The sequence below is a fragment of the Streptomyces sp. NPDC005485 genome, from assembly GCF_040606085.1.
GTDB lineage: Bacteria > Actinomycetota > Actinomycetes > Streptomycetales > Streptomycetaceae > Streptomyces.
In genome coordinates, this window is the sequence record NZ_JBEXDZ010000026.1 from 41,096 (window position 1) to 63,277 (window position 22,182).

General features: G+C 71.9%; 22 protein-coding genes. 10 read left to right on the forward strand and 12 right to left on the reverse strand.

Features of this window, described 5'->3' with window-relative positions:
- Nucleotides 1–77: 77 nt before the first annotated feature.
- Nucleotides 78–1,004, reverse strand: coding sequence for an NAD(P)/FAD-dependent oxidoreductase (locus tag ABZS97_RS11915; RefSeq protein ID WP_356136425.1), 927 nt, complete (start codon nucleotides 1,002–1,004; stop codon nucleotides 78–80).
- Nucleotides 1,005–1,081: 77 nt separating this feature from the next.
- On the opposite strand from ABZS97_RS11915, the gene ABZS97_RS11920 reads away from it, so the two are divergent.
- The 6 genes from ABZS97_RS11920 (at nucleotide 1,082) to ABZS97_RS11945 (ending at nucleotide 6,403) form a co-directional block, all read left to right on the forward strand.
- A complete protein-coding gene (locus ABZS97_RS11920; protein ID WP_356136427.1) occupies nucleotides 1,082–1,660 on the forward strand; it encodes an XRE family transcriptional regulator in 579 nt (192 codons plus the stop codon).
- An 86-nt stretch (nucleotides 1,661–1,746) separates the two neighbouring features.
- Entirely contained in the window at nucleotides 1,747–2,724 is a 978-nt protein-coding gene (locus tag ABZS97_RS11925) for an NADPH:quinone oxidoreductase family protein (protein WP_356136429.1), read from the forward strand.
- Nucleotides 2,721–3,914 (forward strand): acyl-CoA dehydrogenase family protein, encoded by a 1,194-nt coding sequence (locus ABZS97_RS11930; RefSeq protein ID WP_356136432.1) that lies wholly within the window; start codon nucleotides 2,721–2,723, stop codon nucleotides 3,912–3,914. The genes ABZS97_RS11925 and ABZS97_RS11930 overlap by 4 nt, the downstream gene beginning before the upstream one ends.
- Nucleotides 3,911–5,011, forward strand: a complete 1,101-nt coding sequence (locus ABZS97_RS11935; protein ID WP_356136434.1) for an acyl-CoA dehydrogenase family protein — start codon at nucleotides 3,911–3,913, stop codon at nucleotides 5,009–5,011. Before ABZS97_RS11930 ends, ABZS97_RS11935 begins: the two co-directional genes overlap by 4 nt.
- A 193-nt stretch (nucleotides 5,012–5,204) precedes the next feature.
- Nucleotides 5,205–6,068, forward strand: a complete 864-nt coding sequence (locus ABZS97_RS11940) for a phosphatidylinositol-specific phospholipase C/glycerophosphodiester phosphodiesterase family protein (RefSeq protein ID WP_356136436.1) — start codon at nucleotides 5,205–5,207, stop codon at nucleotides 6,066–6,068.
- Between the two features lie 140 nt (nucleotides 6,069–6,208).
- A complete protein-coding gene (locus tag ABZS97_RS11945) occupies nucleotides 6,209–6,403 on the forward strand; it encodes a hypothetical protein (protein WP_356136438.1) in 195 nt (64 codons plus the stop codon).
- Here ABZS97_RS11945 and ABZS97_RS11950 read toward each other — a convergent pair.
- The 4 genes from ABZS97_RS11950 to ABZS97_RS11965 form a co-directional block, all read right to left on the reverse strand.
- A complete protein-coding gene (locus tag ABZS97_RS11950) occupies nucleotides 6,393–6,812 on the reverse strand; it encodes a DUF416 family protein (RefSeq protein ID WP_356136440.1) in 420 nt (139 codons plus the stop codon). The genes ABZS97_RS11945 and ABZS97_RS11950 overlap by 11 nt on opposite strands.
- Entirely contained in the window at nucleotides 6,809–8,044 is a 1,236-nt protein-coding gene (locus tag ABZS97_RS11955; RefSeq protein WP_356136442.1) for a phosphodiester glycosidase family protein, read from the reverse strand. Before ABZS97_RS11955 ends, ABZS97_RS11950 begins: the two co-directional genes overlap by 4 nt.
- 75 nt (nucleotides 8,045–8,119) lie before the next feature.
- Nucleotides 8,120–8,476: a DUF779 domain-containing protein gene (locus ABZS97_RS11960; protein WP_356136444.1), complete on the reverse strand. Its 357-nt coding sequence runs from the start codon at nucleotides 8,474–8,476 to the stop codon at nucleotides 8,120–8,122.
- Nucleotides 8,477–8,586: 110 nt separating this feature from the next.
- On the reverse strand, nucleotides 8,587–9,009 hold the full coding sequence (locus tag ABZS97_RS11965; protein ID WP_356136446.1) for a hypothetical protein: 423 nt from the start codon (nucleotides 9,007–9,009) through the stop codon (nucleotides 8,587–8,589).
- Between the two features lie 232 nt (nucleotides 9,010–9,241).
- Between ABZS97_RS11965 and ABZS97_RS11970 the strand changes: the two genes are divergently transcribed.
- The gene (locus tag ABZS97_RS11970; RefSeq protein ID WP_356136448.1) at nucleotides 9,242–11,602 is read left to right on the forward strand and encodes a tetratricopeptide repeat protein; all 2,361 of its coding nucleotides are present in this window, start codon (nucleotides 9,242–9,244) and stop codon (nucleotides 11,600–11,602) included.
- 273 nt (nucleotides 11,603–11,875) lie between these two features.
- The gene (locus ABZS97_RS11975) at nucleotides 11,876–12,883 is read left to right on the forward strand and encodes a helix-turn-helix domain-containing protein (protein ID WP_356136450.1); all 1,008 of its coding nucleotides are present in this window, start codon (nucleotides 11,876–11,878) and stop codon (nucleotides 12,881–12,883) included.
- 146 nt (nucleotides 12,884–13,029) lie between these two features.
- Here ABZS97_RS11975 and ABZS97_RS11980 read toward each other — a convergent pair whose 3' ends face one another.
- Nucleotides 13,030–13,605, reverse strand: a complete 576-nt coding sequence (locus ABZS97_RS11980) for a DNA starvation/stationary phase protection protein (RefSeq protein ID WP_356136452.1) — start codon at nucleotides 13,603–13,605, stop codon at nucleotides 13,030–13,032.
- Between the two features lie 249 nt (nucleotides 13,606–13,854).
- Here ABZS97_RS11980 and ABZS97_RS11985 point away from each other — a divergent pair, with 249 nt between their 5' ends.
- Nucleotides 13,855–15,219, forward strand: coding sequence for an NAD(P)/FAD-dependent oxidoreductase (locus ABZS97_RS11985; RefSeq protein WP_356136454.1), 1,365 nt, complete (start codon nucleotides 13,855–13,857; stop codon nucleotides 15,217–15,219).
- A gap of 61 nt (nucleotides 15,220–15,280) precedes the next feature.
- Here ABZS97_RS11985 and ABZS97_RS11990 read toward each other — a convergent pair whose 3' ends face one another.
- Together ABZS97_RS11990 and ABZS97_RS11995 are read right to left on the reverse strand one after the other, a co-directional pair.
- Nucleotides 15,281–15,700 (reverse strand): SsgA family sporulation/cell division regulator, encoded by a 420-nt coding sequence (locus tag ABZS97_RS11990; RefSeq protein WP_356136488.1) that lies wholly within the window; start codon nucleotides 15,698–15,700, stop codon nucleotides 15,281–15,283.
- A gap of 237 nt (nucleotides 15,701–15,937) precedes the next feature.
- Nucleotides 15,938–16,420: a carboxymuconolactone decarboxylase family protein gene (locus ABZS97_RS11995; protein ID WP_356136456.1), complete on the reverse strand. Its 483-nt coding sequence runs from the start codon at nucleotides 16,418–16,420 to the stop codon at nucleotides 15,938–15,940.
- A 160-nt stretch (nucleotides 16,421–16,580) separates the two neighbouring features.
- Here ABZS97_RS11995 and ABZS97_RS12000 point away from each other — a divergent pair, with 160 nt between their 5' ends.
- The gene (locus ABZS97_RS12000) at nucleotides 16,581–16,937 is read left to right on the forward strand and encodes a GNAT family N-acetyltransferase (protein WP_356136458.1); all 357 of its coding nucleotides are present in this window, start codon (nucleotides 16,581–16,583) and stop codon (nucleotides 16,935–16,937) included.
- A 159-nt stretch (nucleotides 16,938–17,096) separates the two neighbouring features.
- On the opposite strand, the gene ABZS97_RS12005 is transcribed toward ABZS97_RS12000, so the two are convergent.
- From ABZS97_RS12005 to ABZS97_RS12020, 4 genes are all read right to left on the reverse strand, one after another.
- Nucleotides 17,097–20,051 carry an aminotransferase gene (locus ABZS97_RS12005; protein ID WP_356136460.1) on the reverse strand — a complete coding sequence of 985 codons (2,955 nt, stop codon included), beginning with the start codon at nucleotides 20,049–20,051 and terminating at the stop codon, nucleotides 17,097–17,099.
- A gap of 63 nt (nucleotides 20,052–20,114) precedes the next feature.
- Nucleotides 20,115–20,555 (reverse strand): Lrp/AsnC family transcriptional regulator, encoded by a 441-nt coding sequence (locus ABZS97_RS12010; RefSeq protein ID WP_356136462.1) that lies wholly within the window; start codon nucleotides 20,553–20,555, stop codon nucleotides 20,115–20,117.
- Between the two features lie 513 nt (nucleotides 20,556–21,068).
- The gene (locus tag ABZS97_RS12015; RefSeq protein ID WP_356136464.1) at nucleotides 21,069–21,632 is read right to left on the reverse strand and encodes a GNAT family N-acetyltransferase; all 564 of its coding nucleotides are present in this window, start codon (nucleotides 21,630–21,632) and stop codon (nucleotides 21,069–21,071) included.
- A 116-nt stretch (nucleotides 21,633–21,748) separates the two neighbouring features.
- Nucleotides 21,749–22,135 (reverse strand): nuclear transport factor 2 family protein, encoded by a 387-nt coding sequence (locus ABZS97_RS12020; RefSeq protein ID WP_356136466.1) that lies wholly within the window; start codon nucleotides 22,133–22,135, stop codon nucleotides 21,749–21,751.
- Nucleotides 22,136–22,182: the final 47 nt, after the last annotated feature.

Below are 22,182 nucleotides of genomic sequence, written 5' to 3' on the forward strand. Positions count from 1 at the left end.
ATGGTGCAACGGAGGCGCGCGCTCCACACCTGTACGTCGACGGCCGGGCGCGGACGCCTACGGGTGTACGGCCATGGCTATGCGCCCGCGTCGAGGTCGGACATGATCAGGTCGCCGTTGACCGTCGCGGCGGCCCGGTACCCGGCACTCGCCGCGTTCACCACCTGTTCCGCGAAGCCGATCGCGTTGCCCGCCGCCCACACACCGGGCACGGTGGTCAGGCCTGTCTCGTCGACCACGGGATAGGTGCCGAACGGCGTCTCCCGCAGCTCGGCGCCCAGCTGCTCGAACAGGCCGTTGCGCGGCACGGCCCGGGGCGCCACGAACAGCACCTCGCGGTCGTGCGAGGTGCCGTCCGCGAGCCGGACCCCGGTGAGCCGGTCGTCCTCGACCAGCAGCTCCGTCACCTGCCCGGACACCACGGTGACAGCGGCCGCGGTGAGCCGGCGCCGGTCGTCGCCCGAGAGCTCGCCCGCGGTGACCGTGTGCAGGAACAGCGTCACGTCCTTGGACCACTGGGACACCATCAGCGCCTGGTGCACGCCCGCCGGAGTCGTGGCCAGCACCCCGAAGGCCTGGTCGCGCACCTCCCATCCGTGGCAGTACGGGCAGTGCAGCACGTCCCGCCCGAAGCGCTCGGCGACGCCGGGAACCGCCGGCAGCTCGTCCTTGAGGCCGGTGGCGATGACGAGCCGGCGTGCCCCGACGGTCCGTCCGCTCGCGAGAAGCACGGTGAAGCCGTCCCCCGTCCGGGTGACCTCCGCCGCCCGGTCCCGGACGAGCTCGACGCCGTAGCGTGCGATCTCCTCGCGTCCGAGGGCGAGGAACGCGGCGGGCGGCATGCCGTCGCGCGACAGATAGCCCTGCATTTGCGCGGCGGGCGCGTTGCGCGGCTCGCCCGCGTCGACGACCAGCGTGTGGCGCCGGGCCCGGCCCAGCACCAGCGCGGCGGACAGTCCGGCCGCTCCGCCGCCGACGACGACCACTTCGTACTGCTCGGTCATGGTGACCACCTCCATGGAGAAGGTCGCCCGAACCTCGCGGGATTGACAAATGTCTTTGCCGATTCTGCAATAAGGGTATGAGTACGGATGAGGTTCTCGCGGGCGTGGGTCCACGGCTTCGGCGGCTGCGCAAGGAGCGGGAGGTGACCCTCGCGGCGCTGTCCGAGGCGACCGGCATCTCGGTCAGCACCCTGTCGCGCCTGGAGTCGGGCCTGCGCAAGCCCAGCCTCGAACTGCTGCTGCCCATCGCGCAGGCCCACGAGGTGCCCCTGGACGAACTGGTCGGCGCCCCGCCGGTGCGCGACCCGCGTGTGCGCGCCGAGCCGATCGTGCGCCACGGCCGCACGTACTGGCCGCTGACCCGGCAGCCCGGCGGCCTCCAGGCCTACAAGGTGCGTGAACCGCAGCGGAAAGCGGTGCCGGACCCGGAACCGCGGACGCACGAGGGGTACGAGTGGCTGTACGTCCTCTCCGGGCGGCTGCGGCTGGTGCTGGGCGAGCACGACGTGGTGCTCTCGGCGGGGGAGGCGGCCGAGTTCGACACGCGGGTGCCGCACTGGTTCGGGTCGACGGGGGAGGGGCCGGCGGAATTCCTCAGTCTGTTCGGGCCGCAGGGCGAGCGGATGCACGTACGGGCGCGCCCCGCGCGGGAGTGACGGACGCGACTGTTCCCTGATGGGCAAGCGACCGCTTAGTATGCGATCGAGCCCGGTCAGACGAAGCAGTCCCGTGGAGGCCCCGCATGCAGGCATGGCAAGTGCACCAGAACGGCGAGCCGAGCGAGGTGATGCGCCTGAGCGACGTGGAGCAGCCGGTGCCCGGTGAGGGCCAGGTGCTGCTCAAGGTGCGCGCGGCGAACATCAACTTCCCGGACGCGCTGATGATCCGCGGCCACTACCAGGTCCAGCCGCCGCTGCCGTTCACGCCGGGCGTGGAGATCTGTGGCGAGACCGAGGACGGGCGCCGCGTGATCGCGAACCCCGCGCTCCCGTACGGCGGCTTCGCCGAGTACGCGCTCGCGGACGCCGCAGCACTGCTGCCCGCGCCCGACGCCCTGGACGACGCAGAGGCCGCCGCCCTGCACATCGGCTACCAGACGGGCTGGTTCGGCCTGCACCGCCGCGCCCACCTGGAGGCGGGGGAGACCCTGCTCGTGCACGCGGCTGCGGGAGGCGTCGGCAGCGCCGCCGTCCAGCTCGGCAAGGCGGCGGGCGCCACCGTCATCGGCGTCGTCGGCGGAGCCGAAAAGGCCGCCGTGGCACGGGAGTTGGGGTGCGACGTCGTGATCGACCGGCGCACCGAGGACGTCATCGCCACGGTCAAGCAGGCCACCGGCGGACGCGGCGCCGACGTGATCTACGACCCCGTGGGCGGCGAGGCCTACGCCCAGTCCGCCAAGGTCGTCGCCTTCGAGGGCCGGATCGTCGTCGTCGGCTTCGCCAGCGGATCGATCCCCAGCCCCGCCCTCAACCACGCCCTGGTGAAGAACTACTCGATCCTCGGCCTGCACTGGGGCCTGTACGGCACCAAGAACCCCAAGCTGATCCAGCACTGCCACGAGCAGCTCACCGAACTCGCCGCACGCGGCGCCATCAAGCCGCTGATCAGCGAGCGCGTACCGCTGAGCGGTGCGGCGGCCGCCGTACAGCGCGTCGCCGACGGCGTCACCACGGGACGCGTCGCCGTGCTGCCCGCCCTGGAGAACGGAGCCGCCGCATGACCGCCACCACGGTCGACGCCGCCGAACTGCGCCGCCGCACCCAGGAGTTGCTGGCCGCACACCCACCCGGGACGACGGACCGCCTCGACTTCCTGCGAGCCCGCTTCGACGCCGGACTCGCCTGGGTGCACTACCCCGAGGGCCTCGGCGGACTCGCCGCCCCCCGCACCCTCCAGGCCGTCGTGGACGCGGAGCTGGAGGCCGCGGGCGCCCCGGACAACGACCCGCGGCGCATCGGCATCGGCCTGGGCATGGCCGCCCCGACGATCCTCGGCTTCGGCACGGACGAGCAGAAGCAGCGCTTCCTGCGGCCCCTGTGGACGGGCGAGGAGGTGTGGTGCCAGCTGTTCAGCGAGCCGGGCGCCGGATCCGACCTCGCGGCGCTCGGCACGCGCGCGGTCCGGGAGGGCGAGGACTGGGTCGTCAACGGGCAGAAGGTGTGGACCTCCAGCGCCCACGTGGCCCGCTGGGCGATCCTCATCGCCCGCACCGACCCCGACCTGCCCAAGCACAAGGGCATCACGTACTTCCTCTGCGACATGACCGACCCCGGCGTCGACGTGCGGCCACTGCGCCAGGTCACCGGCGAGGCCGAGTTCAACGAGGTGTTCCTCACCGACGTCCGCATTCCCGACGCGCGGCGCCTCGGTGAGATCGGCGACGGCTGGCGGGTCGCGCAGACCACGCTGAACAACGAGCGCGTCGCCATCGGCGGCATGCGCATCCCGCGCGAGGGCGGCATGATCGGCCCCGTCGCCAAGACCTGGCGCGAGCGCACCGACCTGCGCACGCACGACCTGCACCAGCGGCTGCTGAAGCTGTGGGTCGACTCCGAGGTCGCCCGGCTCACCGGCGAGCGGCTGCGCCAGCAGATGGCCATGGGCCAGCCCGGTCCCGAGGGCGCCGGCATGAAGCTCGGCTTCGCCCGCCTCAACCAGGAGATCAGCGGCCTGGAGGTCGAACTCCTCGGCGAGGAAGGCCTGTTGTACGAGGACTGGACCATGCGCCGCCCCGAACTCGTCGACTTCACAGGCCGCGACGCCGGCTACCGCTACCTCCGCTCCAAGGGCAACAGCATCGAGGGCGGGACCAGCGAGGTCCTGCTGAACATCGTCGCCGAACGCGTCCTGGGACTGCCGTCCGAGCCACGCACCGACAAGGACGTCGCCTGGAAGGACCTCGCCCGATGACAACGCAGAGCACCCAGCCCGACCTGTTGTACTCGGAGGAGGAAGAGGCGCTGCGCGCCGCCCTCCGCGACCTCCTCGCCGACCACTGCGACGCGGCGGGCGTGATCGCACGCATCGAGTCCGACACCCCGCACGACCGCGCCCTGTGGAAGGCGCTGGCGGACGGCATGGGACTCGCCGGTCTCCTGGTTCCCGAGTCGCAGGGCGGCCAGGGCGCGACCGCGCGCGAAGTGGCCGTGGTCCTGGAGGAGTTGGGCCGCGCCGTCGCACCCGTGCCGTACCTGACGAGTGCCGTGGTCGCGACGGAGGCGCTGCTCGCCTGCGACAGCGAGGAGGCCGCCGGGCTGCTGACCGGCCTGGCGTCAGGCCGCACGATCGGCGCACTCGCGGTCGCGCTGAACGTCGCGCCGGGGGCCGCCTTCAAGGCCGTACGCCATGAAGACGGCGCCCTGCACGGGGAGTTGACGGGGATCGCCGACGCGTCGGCGGCCGATGTGCTGCTGGTCCCGGCGGACGACGGAGCGCTGTACGCGGTCGACGCGGACGCCGTCACCATCACCGCGCAGGTCTCCCTGGACCTCACCCGGCCGGTCGCCACGGTCACCTTCGGCGGAGCCCGGGCTCGCCGGCTGGGGGACGCGGAGCCCGCGGTACGCCGCGCCCTGCGCGCCGGAGCCGGACTGCTCGCCTCCGAGCAACTCGGGCTCGCCGACTGGACGCTGACGGAGACCGTCCGCTACCTGAAGGAACGCAAGCAGTTCAACCGGCCCGTCGGCGGCTTCCAGGCGCTCAAGCACCGGCTCGCGCAGCTGTGGCTGGAGGTCGTCAACCTCCGTGCCGCCGCCCGCAACGCGGCCGACGCGCTCACCACGGGCGAGGACGCCGACGTGGCGGTGGCCGTCGCCCAGGCATACGCGGCGCCCGTCGCCGTCCACGCGGCCGAAGAGGCGCTGCAACTGCACGCAGGCATCGGCATGACGTGGGAGCACCCGGTCCACCTGTACCTCAAGCGGGCGAAGGCGGATTCGATCGCGTACGGCACCGCGGGCGCCCACCGTGAGGCACTGGCCGAACTGGTCGACCTCCAGGCCCCCTGACGTACTCCTGAAAGGCCCGGGCAAGCCCCGGAGAAGCCCGCCCCACCTGGGGCGGGCTTTTTCGTGTGCCCTGCTCCGGTGAAGTGAACGCATGACGGCAGTCCAGCCAACTCCCGTCACACACCTGCCCCTTGAGCCATCGGCACTCGCATACTCGCTGAGGTCCCGTACGGCCCTTCCCGGGAGGCAGAGCATGGCCCTCACCACTCGTCGCAGAGCCCTCACCACCCTCGGCGCCGCCCTTGCGGGCACGGTCGCCCTGCCCGCAACCCGCGCACTGGCGGGCGAACACAAGCACGGCCCGCGCCCGCTGTGGCGCGCCCACGCCCACAACGACTACGAGCACCCGCGCCCCCTGTTCGACGCCCTCGACCACCGCTTCGGCAGCGTCGAAGCCGACATCTACCTGGTGGGCGACCAACTCCTCGTCGCCCACGACCCGGTGGACCTCGACCCGACCCGTACCCTCGAATCCCTCTACCTCGCCCCGCTCGCCGCCCGCGTCAAGGCCAACCGCGGCTCGGTGTACCGGGGTCACCACAAGCCCCTGCAACTCCTCATCGACATCAAGACCGAGGGCTCGTCGACGTACCTCGAACTCGACCGCCATCTGCGCCGCTACCGGCACCTGTTCACGACGTACGCCCACGGGCGGGTGTTCCCCGGCCCGGTCACCGCCGTGATCTCCGGCGACCGCGCCGCCCGCGCACCCATGGAGGCCCAGCGCGTCCGGCGCGCCTTCTACGACGGCCGCCTCACCGACCTCGGCACCGCGGCTCCCGCCTCCTTCGTCCCGCTGATCAGCGACAACTGGACGCTCAACTTCAGCTGGCTCGGGGACGGTCCGTTCCCCGACGCCGAGCGCGAGAAGCTGCGCGGCATCATCGCGACGGCGCACGCGCGCCGCCAGAAGGTGCGGTTCTGGGCCACCCCCGACCTCGCGGGCCCGGCCCGTGACGCGCTGTGGAGCGAGCTCCTCGCCGCCGACGTCGACTACCTCAACACCGACGACCTCGCCGGTCTGGAGGCGTTCCTCGACGCGCACGAACGGGTGTAGACACCGGGCGCGGAGACCCGTGTTCGAAGGGGCACGGACACCACACGTTCGGAGGACACGTCAGCCGCCCGGACGAACCCCCCGCTACGCGACACTTGCGGCCGAAAGCCGCGGTATCGACGTGGCGGAGGAGGTTGACGATGGCCATTTCCATCTCTGTGGTGGTCCTGCTGCTGATTCTCGCGGTGGTATTCCTGCGCAACGGCGCGCTGAAGCTGTCGCACGCCCTGGTCTGCGTCCTGCTCGGCTTCTACCTGGCCAGTACCAGCATGGCGCCGACCATCCACGAGGGTCTTACGGCGACAGCGGACATCGTGAGCAGCCTCAATCCGTGACGTCGCCGACGAGGTGCGCCGCGCTCTCCTCGTACTCCAGGCAGAGGCGTGCCTCGTGCACACGGCCGTGCACGCACGCGTGAGCGGCGTTCGTCACGGCGGCGGCCGCGTACCAGGCGAGACGGGCGCTCCGGGAGGCCGCGTCAAGCGTGCCGTCGGCCGGCTCCGGTTCCGTCAGGTGGTCGGCGGCGGCCTGGATCTGGTCGAAGCTGTCCAGCATGGTCCGCAGCGTCACCTCGGGGCCTCCCGCCAGTCGGTTGCGGACCTCCGCGAGCACGCCCCTGAGTACATCAGGGCTGCCCGCTCCGGTCCGCTCGTGGAAGTGGTCGAAGTGCGGCAGGAGCCGCTCGGCCACCGCCGCGGCAAGGGTGGTGCGCTCGTCCACGGACAGCGCGGCGAGGTCCGTCACGGTGTGGAGAACACCCCGATGCCGTTCGGAACCGGCCGCTCCGCGCCTCCGCTCGGATGGTTGCGCACGCTGACCGCCTGCGCCCCCGGCTCTCGGGCGACCAGCGTGGTGGAGCCGCCGCCGTCGAGGCTGAAGGCCTCGTCGGAGCCCAACTTCCGCATGGTGGCCGCCACTTCGGCGATGGTGAGACCGCTGCGGTACTCGGGGGCTCCGTCCAGGGCGAGCAGCAGCAGACGGCGCCCGCCGTCCGAGATGCCCACCGCGGTCCGTACCGCCGAGGTCGTGTTGTCGAGACCGGGCAGCGGCTGACCGTGGGCGAGGACCGGGTAACCGCCGAGCGCGAAGCGGTACGACACCTTGCTGGTGCGCGCCACCAGGCGGTGCCGTACGAGGACCGGCACGCCCGTCGACAGCTTCCGCAGCTGCCGGGCGCCTCCCTCACGGCCGACCAGGACGGTCGTGCCCGCCGCGACGGGCCCGCTGCCCGGTGTGTCGGCCGACGACACCACCCGACCGTTTCGGACCGTCACCTCATAGGTGTCCGCACTGCAGGGCGCGGCCCGGTCGGTGTCCGTGCCGCAGGTGGCCCGTACCCGGGAGACGCTGCCCCAGTCCGAGGTGAACGCACCGATGGAGTTCTCCGGCAGCGCGTACTGGTTGAGCCCGCCCAGCGGAAGCCGTCCCTCCGGGGTGCTCACGGAACCGTCGAGAGCCAGGCCGTCGAGCCGGGCCCGGCCGTCGACGCCGACACCGAGTACGTCCTTGGTGCTGGTACCCGGCGGCAGCGCCGGCCCGAACCGCTGACCGTCCGGCACCGCCGCCTTGAGCGGGCGCCCGCTCGCGATCGCCGGGCCCACGGTCGCGCCGGTCGCCTCGACCCCCGGATGCTGCGTCTCGGTGATGTTGAAGAAGTCGCCGTTCACCCCCGCGACGGCACCCTGGCTGTCGGCGAGCCGGGAGACGGGCGCACGGGCGGCGACGGCCCCGGGGTGGAGCAGGTCGAGGCGCACATGCGGGTTGCCGAGGTCGACGCCGACCACATGCGCGTGCGTCACCCCCTTGGCCGCGGGGATGTCGAACTCGGTGTACGTGACGCCGGGTGCGAGGTCGGCCGCCGCCGCGCTCTGCGCACCGCTGGCCGGTGCCGCCCCCACCAGGGCCGCACCGGCCAGCGCACTCCAGGCCGCGAGAACCGACAGTGCCGTTCTGAACCGTCCGTTGCGACGTGTCACAGTCCCCCCTGATGTCTCGTCAACTCTCGCAGGACACAGGGGAAGTGCACCAGATGGCGGCGGCCGCCCGGGGGACTACGTGCCGACGACGCGGGAACGGATCAGGAAACGCACTCCTTCGGGTGCCTCCAGTGAGAAGCCGCTGCCCCGGCCCTGCACGACGTCGACGATCAGCCGCGTATGGCTCCACACCTCGTACTGGCTCCTCGACATCCAGAAGCCCACCGGCTCGCCCACCCCCTCGACCTCCAGCTCGGCGAGCAGGATGTCCGAGCCGCCGGTACGGAATTCGCCCTCCGGATAGCACATGGGTGCGCTGCCGTCGCAGCAGCCGCCGGACTGATGGAACATCAGCGGCCCGTGCGCCGCCCGCAGCCGCCGCAGCAGTTCGGCGGCCGCCGGGGTCAGTTCCACGCGGGGGATCACGTCCATCGGCTCTCCTCGCAAGCTGCCGGATCCAGTCGGCCGCGGGGCGGCCGCTCCGGCGGCCCATCCAACTCCCGGGGACGTTGCGGGAACGTTGCACGGCCCGGAGGGTGAGGTCAGGCAGGTACGCAGACCTCGGCGCCCTTGAGGGTGCCCTGTCCGATGACCTCGATCAGAGGGTGGACGCAGCCGGAGGCGAGGTAGGTGCGCCAGGTGTCGGTTCCGGTGTTGCTGCCGGGGACGAGCGGGCCGTAGACGGTCGAGTGGAAGTTCGCGCCTCCGCCGGTGTTGTTCTGCCAGCCGAGCCGGACGTGAATGGAGTCACCCGCCCGCTTCCAGTAGCCCACCCCGATGGTGCCCTGTCCGCCGACCCTTCCGGTCACGTCGATGCACAGGTCGCCGTTGCCGAGGTCGGTGCAGCGCTGGACGTAGGCGGTGGGGGACGCGGGAGCGGCCGGTGCGGCCTCGGCCGGAGCCGCCGTCGCGGCGAGCAGCAGGGTGGCGGCGGACACGCCCAGCGTGGTCGCGAGTGTGCGCATGCTTCCTCAATTCCATGGGTGGACAGGGCGGTCGGCCTCCCTGTCCCGGGCCTGGCGGCCCCTGGCGCTCGGTCGGCAGGAGTCTTGCCGGGGCATGTGACGTGCGGCAATGGTTTCGAACCGGATCGAATCATGGACGGACCGCGCTGTCGGTGACCCTCTCGGGCTCTTCTAGAATTCTTCCGACCATGCTCGGGGGCTTCGACGGGAGCATGGTGATTCAGAAGGGGACATGTTGAACGGCGAGCAGGCGGCCTTCGGGGGGCTGCTGCGGGACTTTCGGCTGTCCGCGTCACTGACGATCGAGGGCCTGGCGGAGGCGTCGGGCGTGAGCGTGCGGGGCATCGGGGACCTGGAGCGGGGGCGACGGGCGGCTCCGCAGCGGCGGACCGTCGCCGCGCTCGCGGACGGTCTGGGGCTCGCCGAGGCGGCACGCGAACGCCTGCTGACGGCCGCCCGCGCCGGGCGCAGCCCCGGATACAGCCCCGTGGGGGTGCGGTCCTTCCCGCGCGGCATCGACGACTTCGTCGGCCGGACGCGGGAGCTGGCGCGGCTCGCGCAGTTCGCCGGGCAGGCGGCGGCCCGGCATGATTCCGACGCGCGGGACGATCAGGACGGGACAACGGGCGGGTACGCCTCCGACGGCTCGGCCGACCACGGGAGCCCCGCCGCGCGGGGTCCGGCCGCGCAGCCGGTGGTCGTGGCCGTGTCCGGGCCGCCCGGCACGGGCAAGACCACGCTGGCCCTGCGTGCCGCGCGAGAGCTGGCCGAGCATTTCCCGGACGGGCAACTGGTCGTGGACCTGCGCGGCATGGACAACGACCCGCCCGAGCCGGCCGAACTCCTCCTCGGCGTGCTCAAGGCCCTCCAGGTCGCCGACCGGGAACTCGCCAAGGCCGGACCGCAGGGCCATCCCGCGCTGTATCGCCAACTGCTCGCCGACCGGCGTTGTCTGCTGGTGCTGGACAACGCCCGCGACGAGGCCCAGGTACGACCCCTGCTGCCGGGCAGCGGCGCGGGCATGGTCGTGGTGACCAGCAGGCGCATGCTCACCGGCCTGGAGAGCGTGCACCGCCTGCCGCTCGGGGAACTCGACACGCAGGAGGCCTCCGCGTTCCTGACCGCGCTCGTCGGAACGGAGCGCGCGAGCGCCGACCCGGCCGCCCTCGCCGACGTCGCACGGCGCTGCGGCCATCTCCCGCTCGCGCTACGGGTGGCGGGCAACTGGCTGGCCACCCGCACCGGTTGGACCGTACGCCGACTGGCCGACCGTCTCGCGGTGGAGGAACGGCGGCTGGACGCGCTGGCCGCCGGGGACCTGCGGGTGGCGGCCGCCTTCGATCTGTCGTACCGCCAGCTCACCCCCGCGGCCGCCCGACTCTTCCGTCGACTCTCGCTGATCCCGGGCCCGGACGCGGGCGCTGCCTGCGCCGCGCAGCTGACAGGACAGCAGCTGTTCGACGCCGAGGACGCCTTGGAGGAGCTCGTGGAGACCGGGCTGCTCGGCGCGGACCGCGACCGCTATCGGCTCCACGACCTGCTGCGACTCTTCGCCCGCGCCCGGCTGGAGGCCGAGGAGAGCGTCGAGGACATCGCCCCGGCCCGGGCGGCGCTGCACCGCTGGCTGCTGGAGACCGCGATCGTGGCCGGCCGCTGGTTCGAGCCCGACCATGGCGCTCCGGCCGCCGACTGGCAGGGCATGGTCGACCTCGCCACCGCCGACAAGGCCCGCCAGTGGCTGCAGGCCGAGGGCGTCAACTGGCTGGCGGCCCTGCGCACTGCCGCGGCGGCCGGGGATCACACCACAGTGGTGGAGGTGGCCGAGGCCCTGCACTGGTTCTCCGACCAGTGGGTCTTCTGGGGGCACTGGCCCGAGGTCTTCGGCACCGCGGTCCGCTCCGCGCAGGCCCTGGGCGACGCCCTCGTCGAGGCGACCCAGCTCAACTACCACGCGTGGGCCCTGCTCCTGTGCGAAGGCCGCCCCGGTGACGGCCTCGTGCGCTCCGCCGAGGCGCTGGCGGCGGCCGAACGTGCCGGTGACCTGGCCCAGCAGGCGTGGGCCCACAGCTACGCGGCCTGGGCCCACCGGCTGCTGGGCGACGCCGAGCGGTCCATCGACGCCATCAGCGAGTCCGCCCGGCTGTTCGAGGCCGCAGACGACATCCACGGCACACTGCAGGCCATGAGCGGCTACGGCATCGCTCTTCTCGACGCGGGCCGGACCGAGGAGGCCCTCGCCGCCGACCTGCGCACACTCGCCTTTCTGACGGAGAACGGCGACCGTCTGGAACCCCACATCGCCGACATCGGCCGGCTCAACCTCCATGCGGGCATCGGCCGTGCCTATACGGCCCTGGGGCGCGGGAAGGAAGCCGTCGCCCACGCGCAGACCGCAGTCGACCTCTGCCGTGCCAACAACAACACAGCTCTGCTGAGCCGTTGCCTGGTCCGCCTGGGCGAGGCCTTCGTCTCCGCAGGACGGACGGCGGAGGCGAAGGACGCCTTCGCCGACTGCGTCTCCGTCGGTCTCGGTGCCGACCTCGAATATGTCGCCGACGCCCGCGCCCGGTTGGCGGGTCTCGACGCCCACTGACCCGTGCCGGTCGCCAGTGTCGCTTCCGGATTCACAGTAGACCCGCCGGGGCAGGCGGTTCGATTCCCTCAGTGCACCGCGCTGTTCCGGCAGTGCACTGCTCGGATCCCTGCCCGCCCGGGCCGGCGCTCTGATCTTTCTGCCTCCTTTGTGCCTGGAGGCAGGGGCCGCCCGCTGTTTGGCTTCCGGTGGCGGGGATGCGAGCCTCCTCGGTCCGCGTGCGCTGCGGATCCGAGGTCTCCGCCGCTTACGCACGGTGGAGAGGAGAACCAGGTGAACCTGGTGTTGACGACTGCTTCGGTTCCCGACGAGGAGAAGGTCGGGTACTGGCGGGACGCGGTGGGCAGGGCCCTGGTGCCGATGGCGGTCGTCCCACGTGCCGAGGGGCCGTTCGCGGGCCGGATCGCCTGCGGCCGCCTCGGGTACCTCAGGGTCTCGACCATCGAGGCGGACGCCCAGCGCGCCAGCCGTACGCCGAAGCACATCGCCCGCTCCGCACGGGCGTTCGTGGCGATCGGCGTCCAGATGTCCGGCACGGCCACCCTCGTTCAGGACGGCCGCCGGACGGTCGTGGGAGAGGGCGACCTCATGGTGTACGACACCTCGCGGCCGTACTCGCTCGACCACCCGGAGCGGTTCACCACCCGGGTGATCCACATGCCCCGCCAGGCGCTGGGCCTGCCGGACGAGGACATCCACCGGATCACCGGCACCGCGATCGGAACCACGGAGGGCATCGGCGCCGTACTGATGCCGTTCCTGGGCACGCTGGTCACCTCGGCGCACTCCTACTCCCCGACCGTCGCGAGCGGCCTCGCCTCCAGCGTGGTCGACCTCTTCGCCACCCTGGTCGCCGACCGGACCCGGCACGGCGGCGCAGCGGAGGAGGCCGGGCAGCGCCATCTCGTCCCGCGCATCCGCGAGTTCATCGACCGCAGTCTGGGGGACCCCGCGCTCTCGCCGGAAGCCGTCGCGGAGGCGCACCACATCTCCGTGCGGTACCTGCACCGGCTCTTCGAGGGCGAGGGCATCACCGTCGGCCGGTTCGTCCAGCGGCGTCGCCTGGAGGAGTGCGCCCGCGAACTGGCCCGCCCCGGCAGCACGTCACCCGTCGTCTCGGCGATCGCCCGGCGCTGGGGATTCGTCAACCCCGCCCACTTCAGCCGGGTGTTCCGCGCCACCTACGGTTGCTCCCCGCGCGAATGGCGCATCCTGCGCCTCGCCGGGGGCCTCGGCGCGGGGGAGTCGTACGCCGCGACGCCCGAGTCGGAGGCCGCCTGACCGGCTCCGCGACACCGTCTGTTCGGCGTTCGGGTCCGAAGTCGCGGCTTCGCCTTTCGTTCCTACGGTTCCGTAGGCGCCGCGACCGGCCGGTGCGGGCCCGCGCTCTCTCATGCGTTCCATGCGGAAGACATGGAAGGTGAAGCTCAGGCGCGCACCAGCGGCGTGTCGACCAGGTGCTCGGCGAGGAACCAGGCCTGCAGCTCGCCGGTGCGGATCACCTGCGAGACCAGCAGGTCGTTGGTGCCGTCGTCGCCCAGCTCGGCCGTGCGGGCGGCCGCGTCATGGGCCTGGGTCAGGATGCTCTCGTGGGCCTGGAGCAGCCGCGAGAGCATGGCCGGGACCTCCTCCACCCCGTCCGGCGGGCGCGGGATCGAGGTGATCTCGGCGACGTGCCGGGGATCCCCCACGGAGACGCCGCCCAGGGTCTGGACCCGCTCGGCGATCGTGTCGACGAGCTTCAACTGCTCTCCCGCGTGCTTGTCGAGGAGCAGGTGGAGTTGGTAGAAGGTCGCGCCGCGCATGTTCCAGTGGTGCTTCTTGTAGAGGCCGTAGAGGATCTGCGTGTCCGCCAGAACCTGGTTCAGCCGCTGGCAGGAGTACATGCGCGCGTCGTAGGACAGTCCGAGCGGGAACTGCTTGACAGTCCCGAACTCCTGGATGACCGCGCCCTTCTGATGCAGCCAGGGCTGGCTGCTGGTGGGCTGGGACGTGGTGGTCATGGCGGTCCTCCTGCGGTGCCGTGCTGTGGGTACGCCGGTGACGGTAGGCGGGGAAAGCGGGGGTGAATTGCTCCGCAGCGCATGGGGTGGCGCCTGTGAGCGCACCGGGCGCCGGGTCGGCGGCCAGGTGTTCACTATCGGGCGGACAACCGTGCGCTCAGGGACTCGTCGTGTCGTCCCAGCGCCCTAGCGTCGGTGCCCGACGGCTCGTCGGACAGCGGCACGGGCAGCGGGCAGGGAGACGTGGGAATGGCAGAAGAGCGGGCGGACGTGGTGGTCGTCGGGCTGGGGCCGGGCGGTGAGTACGCCGCGGGCACGCTGGCCGAGGCCGGTCTGGACGTGGTCGGCGTCGAGGCGGAGCTCGTCGGGGGCGAGTGCCCGTACTGGGGGTGCGTGCCCAGCAAGATGATGATCCGGGCCGGGAACCTGCTGGCGGAGGCGCGGCGCGTGCCCGCTCTCGCGGGGGACGCGCATGTGACGCCGGACTGGGATCGCGTCGCCGGACGCATCCGCGAGGAGGCCACCGACGACTGGAACGACCAGGTGGCGGTCGACCGCCTGACGGCCAAGGGCGGCCGGCTGGTCCGCGGCAGGGGCCGGCTCAGCGGTCCGCGGCGGGTGACGGTCGGCGGGCGCACCATCGAGGCCCGCCGGGGCGTCGTGCTTGCCACCGGCAGCCGGCCGCGGATTCCGCCGGTGCCCGGGCTCGCCGGGACGCCGTACTGGACCAACCGGGACGCCATGGCCGCCAAGGAGCTGCCCACGTCCATGCTGGTCCTCGGCGGCGGCGCCATCGGCGTGGAAGTGGCGCAGGTCTTCGCCCGCTTCACCTGCCGCGTCACCGTGGTCGAGGGGCAGGAGGGGCTGCTGTCCCAGGAGGAGCCCGAGGCGGGGGAGCTTGCCGCGCGGGCGCTGCGGGCCGACGGCGTGACCGTCCTGACCGGTGTGCGGGCCCGGCAAGTGAGCCATGACGGGGCCGAGTTCAGAGTACTGCTCGACGGAGTGGCGGACCCTGTGCGCGCGGAGCGGCTACTCGTCGCGACCGGGCGGCAGGTCGAACTCGCGGGACTGGGCGTCGAGTCGGTGGGACTCGACCCGACGGCCGGGGCCGTGCCCACGGACGGGCGGATGCGGGCGGCGGAGGGCCTGTGGGCTGTCGGCGACATCACCGGGCGCGGTGCCTTCACCCATATGTCGATGTACCAGGCCCAGATCGCCGTGCGGGACGTACTCGGGAACCCCGGTCCCGACGCGGACTACCGGGCGCTGCCCCGCGTCACGTTCACCGATCCCGAGATCGCGGCCGTGGGCCTCACCGAGCGGCAGGCCCGGAAGCAGGGGCTGCGCGTGCGCACCGCGGTGGTGTCCAACGCCGACTCCACCCGCGGCTGGATCCACGGGCCGGGCGGCGAGGGGTTCCTCAAGCTGGTCGAGGACGCCGACCGGGGCGTCCTGGTGGGCGCGACCTCGGCGGGACCGGCCGGAGGCGAGCTGCTGTACGGGCTGAACGTGGCCGTCCACGCGGAGGTTCCCGTCGAGCGCCTGCGGCACATGATCTACACGTACCCGACGTTCCACCGGGCCGTCGAACCGGCGCTGGCGGCCCTGCGTTGACCGTCCCGCGCCGATCCGTACCTCACCGATCCGCCCCACAGCGATCCACAGGCGTGATCCGTCATGGTCCACCGGTGGTGAGCCGGGCGGCGACACGGTCCAGGTCGAGGTGGTGGTGCTCGGTGCCGGGCGCCACCATCGCGTCGGTCCGCCGCAGGAAGGCGACGATCGCGGACGCCCGGATCTCCAGGGTGGCCGCGTCCCCCTCCCGCGTGCTGAGCAGGACGCGGACCGTGTCCGGAGGGGAAGGATGCCCTGTGGGGCGCCGCGGCGTCACCTGTACGTCCCCGATGCCCGCGGGTCCGCGAAGTCCCTCCGCGAGGAGCGACCGGGCGAACACCCAGTCGACGGACTCGGTCGTGGGCGCTCCGACGGCCAGGCACACGGCGTACGGGTCGTCGCGGGCGTACCGGAACTCGGCGGGTAACGGTATCGGCGGTCGGCCGGCGGCCGTGACGTGGATCTCCAGTGGAAAGGCGATCGAGTGTTCACCCGCCGCGTCGGCGAGAGGCTGTTTCACAGGGCCCCCTGTCTGCGGTTGTTCCTGCGGTTCGGTTCATCGGTCGAGCGGTGTGGGGGGAGGGGTGGTGCCGATGACCGTACGGCGCGCGCGTGGGGGCGTTTTGCCGAGGGACGCACGGAGTGTTGCCCGAAGAAGAACCGACTCATGCATGCCGACCGGACTCAGGTTGCGGAGGCGCGGCCGCCGGGTGCGGCGTCAGTGGTCCGCACGTACCGGGTGCCTGCTCATGATCGAGACCCGGTTGAACGCGTTGATGGTGACCGCGACCCAGATCACCGCGGAGATCTGGTCGTCGGTGAGGGCGTCCCGGGCGGTGGCGTAGGCGGCCTCCTGCGCGGCGGCGTCGGACGGCTCGGTCGTCGCCTCGGCCAGGGCGAGGGCCGCCCGTTCCGCGGGGGTGAACAGCTCCGTGTCCCGCCAGGCCGCCAGCACCCCCAGCCGCCGCGTGGTCTCACCGGCCCGCAGGGCGGCGCGAGTGTGCAGGTCGAGGCAGTAGGCGCAGCCGTTGAGCTGCGAGACGCGGAGGTTGACCAGTTCCACCAGGGTCCGGTCGAGCCCCGCGTCGGCGGCGACCCCGCGCACCGCTTCCGAGGTCTGCACCAGGGCGTGGTAGGCCTTCGGGCTCTGCTTGTCGATGAAGATCCGCTGTCCCGCGGACCCCGGCGTCGGGCTGTTCAACCTGGGACTCCTTCATCGTCCTACGACCGGTGCAAGTTGTTTAAAATGAAACTATCATGAGTGGGGAAGGCGGCCTTCGTGAGCAAATACGGGCCGATCCGCCGACCGCAGACCACCGACCATCGAACCCCATCAACCCACCTGCGACGCAAGGAATCCGATGAGCCAGCCCATCCCCGCTCCCGTCGTGGAGCGCAACGACGACCGCCACCGCTACGAAATCCTGGTCGACGGCAAGCGCGCCGGTCTGACCGCCTACCGCGACCACGAGGCCCAACGCGTCTTCTTCCACACGGAGATCGACGACGCCTACGCCGGACAGGGTCTGGCCGCGCAGCTGGTCGAGTACGCGCTCTCCGACGTGCGCGCGCTGGGGAAGAGGATCGTGCCGGTGTGCCCGTACGTGGCCAAGTTCCTCAAGAAGCACGACGAGTTCACCGACATCACCGATCCGGTCACGCCCGAGGTCCTGGGGTGGCTGGAAGGGGAACTGGGCTCTCGGAATCCGAGCGCATGAAGTTCATCCACCGTCGGGACGTGACACCTTCGCCTTTGTCGTGATCACACGCATCGCCCCCGGCAGTGCTTCCGGGGGGCGATGAGAAGGATCACTGCGCGTGAGGTCGGGTCGGCGTGTGGCTGTCGCAGGCGGGGGTGCGCCCGCGGACGTGCGAGGTCAGCCTGCGTGGCCGAGTTGGGTCAGGGCCAGGTCGAGTGTGTCGGCGAAGAAGTCCGCGGCGGTGGTGTCGATGCACAGGGGGGGCTTGATCTTCAGGATGTTGAGGTGGTCGCCGGTGGGCTGGACGATGACGCCGAGGTCGAGCATGCGGTCGCAGAGTTCGGCGGTCTCCTCGGTGGCGGGCTCCAGGTTCGCGCGGTCGCGGACGAGTTCGAGGCCGAGGTAGAGGCCCGAGCCGTGGACCGCGCCGATGACGGGGTAGCGGTCCGCCAGGGCCTGGAGCCGGTTCTTGAGATGACCGCCGACTCGGACCGCGTTGCCCTGGAGGTCTTCGTCGCGCAGGGCGTCCAGGACGGTGAGGCCGACGACGCTGGAGACCGGGCTGCCTCCGGTGGAGGAGAAGAAGTAGCCCTGCTCGCGGTACCGGTCGGCGACCGGCCGGGAGGTGATGACGGCGCCGAGCGGGTGCCCGTTGCCCATGGCCTTGGCGACGCAGACGATGTCGGGGACGACCTGCTGCTGCTCGAAGCCCCAGAACCAGTGTCCGAGTCGGCCGTAGCCGGCCTGGACCTCGTCGGCGACGGCCAGGCCGCCGTGCCGCCGGACCGCCGCGTACACCTCGGCCAGATAGCCGTCGGGCAGGGCGACTCCGCCGGCGTTGCCGTAGAAGGTCTCGCTGACGAATGCCCCGGCAGGGCGCCCGGTGGCGGCCAGTTCGTCGATCACCGCGACGGCCTCCGGCGCGTAGCGCGCCGCGTGCGTCCCGCGGTGGCGGCCCCGGTAGGAGTTGGGCGAGTCCACGGTGTGGACCCAACCGGGGCGGGTGGCAAGGGCGTTGGGGTTGTCCTGGAGGGAGGTGGAGACGGCGTCCGAGGCGTAGGTCCAGCCGTGGTAGGCCTCGCGCACGGCGACCACGTCGGGTCGGCCGGAAGCGCCGATGGCCAGCCGCAGGCCCAGGTCGACCGCCTCGGAGCCGGAGTTGACCAGGAACACCGTGTCCAGTGGTTCCGGCAGCAGGGCTGCGAGGCGTTCGGTGAACTCCACCACCGAGGCGTAGTGGAACCGCGAGTTGGTGTTCAGCCGCCGTAGCTGCCTGGCCACCGCCTGTTCGACGCGGGGGTGGGCGTGGCCCAGCGGGGTGACGTTGTTGACGATGTCGAGGTAGGAGCGGCCTTCGGTGGACAGCAGGTGGTGGCGCCAACCCCGTTCGATCCGGGGCGGCGTGGCGTAGTAGTGCTCCTGCACCGTCGCGAACACGCCACTGCGCCGCTCCAGCAGGTCGGTCCGCTCCTCGCGGTCCGTGGCGGCCAGGCCCAGGAGCGGGGCGGGGTCGGCGGTGAGCGGCAGCCAGCCGGCGGCGTACTCGGGACGTACCAGGGGCGGGACGGCAGGGCTGTCGGACGTGCGCAGTGCGATGCGGGCGCGGCTCCCGGCGGGGAGGTGGACGAGGTCGTCGCCCGCCCGGACCGTTGCACCGGCGGTGACCACGGCAGCGGCGGCCGGGAAGGACACCGTCAGCACAAAGGGGCCGTGGGTGATCTCCATGATCCCCGCCCCCGCGGAGAGGACTTTCCCCGCGCCGGGGGCCTGGATCACCGCCGCCCGACCGAGTCGCAGGTCGATGCCGGTGGGAACCGTCGCGCCGGAGCGCGTCGACAGGGCCGGGGCCAGGCTCAGCCGCGCCTGGGCGTACCGGGTGGCGGTCGCGGCCGCGCCTTTCGCGAGCGCGGCGGCCGAGTGCGCCTCCTCGGCGTCGGTGTCGAGCCACGCGCCTGCGTCCATGGAATCGGAGTCGGTGGACAGGTCGAGTACGGCGATGCGGTCGCCGGTGATGTCGCGCAGCAGGGGGAGTTCGGGATCGTCGGCCGTGACAGGGACGTCGGCGAAACCGATCGCGTTCCTGACAAGCCGGGTCATCACCGGCAGCGGCAGGCGGACGGCCTGTTCGAAGATGCGCCACTCGCGGTCGAGCGCGCCTGTGGCGTACGTGTTGTCCGCGTCGACGGCGGCCTGCTGCCGTCCGCTCACGACAAGGCCGCCGGCGCGCATGACCACGAGCGGCCAGAGCGCCTCGGCCTCAGCGGCGGACAGCGGTCGCACCGCGTGGAAGGCCCGGACGGCGGGCAGCACGTGATGCGGTTCGACGCCGTCGTGGTGGAGGACGGAGGAGAGTGCGACGGCGAGCTCGCCGATCGCCCAACTCGTCGTCAGGTCACCGAAGTCGATGATCCCGTCGGGCATCGGAACGCGACTGCCGGGACGGCGGAGCAGGTTGTCGTCGGTGAGGTCCAGGTGCACGGCCTGGCGCGGCAGCGCGGCGGCGAGCTCCTGGACGCGGGCCCAGGCCTCGGCGGTGGCGTCCTCGACGGCGCTCCGCCGCTCGGGCTCGTCGATGTGCCCGGCGAGGGCGGCGACGACGCGGTCGGCGTGCCGCAGGTCCCACTGGAGGACACGATCGAGTCCCGGATGACGGAAGTCGCGCAAGGCGGTGCTCACTCGGGCGACGAGCGTGCCCATCGCCGCCACCGTGCCGGGGGACATGTGCCGAGGTCCGGACAGGGCGCCGCCAGGCAGGTGGCGCAGCAGCCGGGCGACGGCCGGCCCGCCGTCGGTGTCCACGGTTGTACGGCGGGGGGTGCCGTCGGGGTGGCGCAGCACGGTGGCGACACGCAGGTCGGGGCAGGCCGAGGCGATCAGGTCGGCGGCTGTGTCCTGTGCCTCGATCTCCACGGGGCCGAAGGCCGGGTTGGCGATCTTCAGGACCGCCACGGCCGTCCCGTTTCCGTCCTGCAGCAGGAAGTTGGCATCCTGCTGGCTCCCCAGCGCCTCCGCGTGCGCGTCGATCCCGAGGCCGCGGGCGGCTATGAGCTCGGCCTCGGCCGGTGTGGTCCGCGGCGCGGGGAGTGCGTCCTCGGCGAAGAAGTCGATCGTGCGGTGCTCGGTGTGCGGCATGGCGAGGTCCTCGGCGTGGTGCGCGGGGCGGGGCGGGGGCGGATCGGGGTGGGGAGACGCGTTTCAGTCGACGTGCCACAGGAAGCGGTGGGTGTGGATCCCGAAGTAGGGGAAGTTCTCCACGGCCGTGACGCCCTCGATCGCCCGTACGACGTCGTTGACGAAATCCAGCAGGTCGTGCGGCCGCGCGCAGACGACCTCGACGAACAGGTCGAAGGTCCCCGCGGTCAGGACCGCGTACACGACCTCGTCGTGCCCGGAGAGCGCGTCGGCCACCGCCCGGGGGTCGCCGTCGATGTGCAGGCCGAGCAGGGCCATCGTCTGGTGGCCCATGGTCATCGGGTCGGTCACCCCCACCACCTGCACCGCCTTGGCGTCGATCAGGCGCTGCAGCCGGAGCCTCGCGGCCGACGGTGACAGGCCCACCTTCGGCCCCAGGTCGGCGTAGGGGATCCGGCCGTCCACCTGCAGCTCCCGCAGGATGGCCCGGTCGATCTCGTCCATGAAACACCCTCTTCGCTCCCGGAACCATGGTCCGGAATACCGTTTCGAGCACCATGCCGGTTTTTCGCACTCGAATCAAGTGTCGTGACGCTCGAATCGAGCGATCGAAGGGATGTGGGCGCTTCAAGCGAGCGAAGGGTGGGGCGGGCGCTCGCTGTCGACCGGGACGGGCCGAGCCTCCGGGCCCCGCGAGACAGCCGCCGGTGGAGCCGGGCCGGCTGACGGCCGGGTGCAGGGGCGCCGTCGGTATCGGGGCTTTGCGCCCCTGTCTGCATCAGGTCTTGTGAGGGCGCCAAGTGGCCATCGCAGGGATGCCGTCACTCCGGGACTTGCGTTGCCCGGTGACGGCCCTGGTGAGCACGCCCGTCCCGGCACGCCGCGGGCGCCAGGAGCAGTCCCGGCGCAGCGCGAAGAAGCAGGAAGCCGCGGATGCCCGGCGGAGCCTCGTGCCACGCAGCGGCGCAGCAACGATCGAGACGGCCCACATCCTGCGGCTTCAGTCCGAGACGCACGTCAATGCTGCGCCCACTGCTCCTTGGTGATCTCGTACCGTACGCCTCCGAACTCGGAGCCCTCGATCATCTCCATGTCGGGGGGAACGGGGATCGTGTCCGCGAGCGTCATGTCGAGCTTCTCCATGATGTTGCGCGAACCGCGGTTCACGGACATCGTCTCGGCCCAGACCATCCGCACACCGAGCTGTGTGAACGCCTTGCCCAGCAAGGCCCGCGAGCCCTCGGTGGCATAGCCCCTGCCCCAGGCCGCCTGCCGCAGCCGGTAGCCGAGTTCGACCTCGTCCAGCGGGCCCTGCGGCTCGGGACGCAGGATGAACCAGCCGATGAACGCTCCGCCGTCCTTCTCGTGCGCGGCGAACAGCCCGAGGTCGCCGCCCCACTTCTCGTAGTTGGCGAGGATGTTCGGCAGATAGCGCTCCCGGACGAGTTCCGGTGAAGTCGGACGGCCGCCGCTCAGGTAGCGCATCACCGCCGGATCGCTGTCCAGCTCGATCAGCAGGTCCGCGTCATCGGCGGTGAAGCGGCGCAGCGCCAGACGCTCGGTTTCCACATAGCTGTCCACGAATCGATCATGACGGAAGCGGATCGGGCAGCCCAACGGTTTTCCCCGGATACCGCCGGCGAACCACGGCCGTACGGCATCGGACCGCCGAGCTGCAGAGCCTCCCGCGTCACCGGTCAGTGCCCGGCGGGCTCCCACCACGCGAGATTGGCGGCCGCCCTGGCCACCGGCTCGATGGTCTCCCAGCACTCGGCGATCAGCCCGTCCTCGACCCGCCAGATATCGACGACCGCGATCTCCGGCCCGTCGGGCAGCCGTCGCCGCGAGTGCAGCACGACGTGATCACCGTCGGCCAGCAGGTGGCGGACCTCGACCTGCATGTCGGCGAGCGGGATGAGTGCTGCTTGTACGGCATCGAGCCATACCGTCTTGGTGGAGGACGTCGAGTCAGGCCGGTGGTGGATGAAGTCCTCGCTCAGCAACGGCTTGAGCACCTCGACGCTGCCCGTCTCGATCAGTTCCGTCAGTGCCCGTTGAACGATGCTCTTGTGGTCTGTGGTCATGGCAGCAGTGTTTCCGCGGGCCGCGACGGTTGTCGATGAAGTCGCAT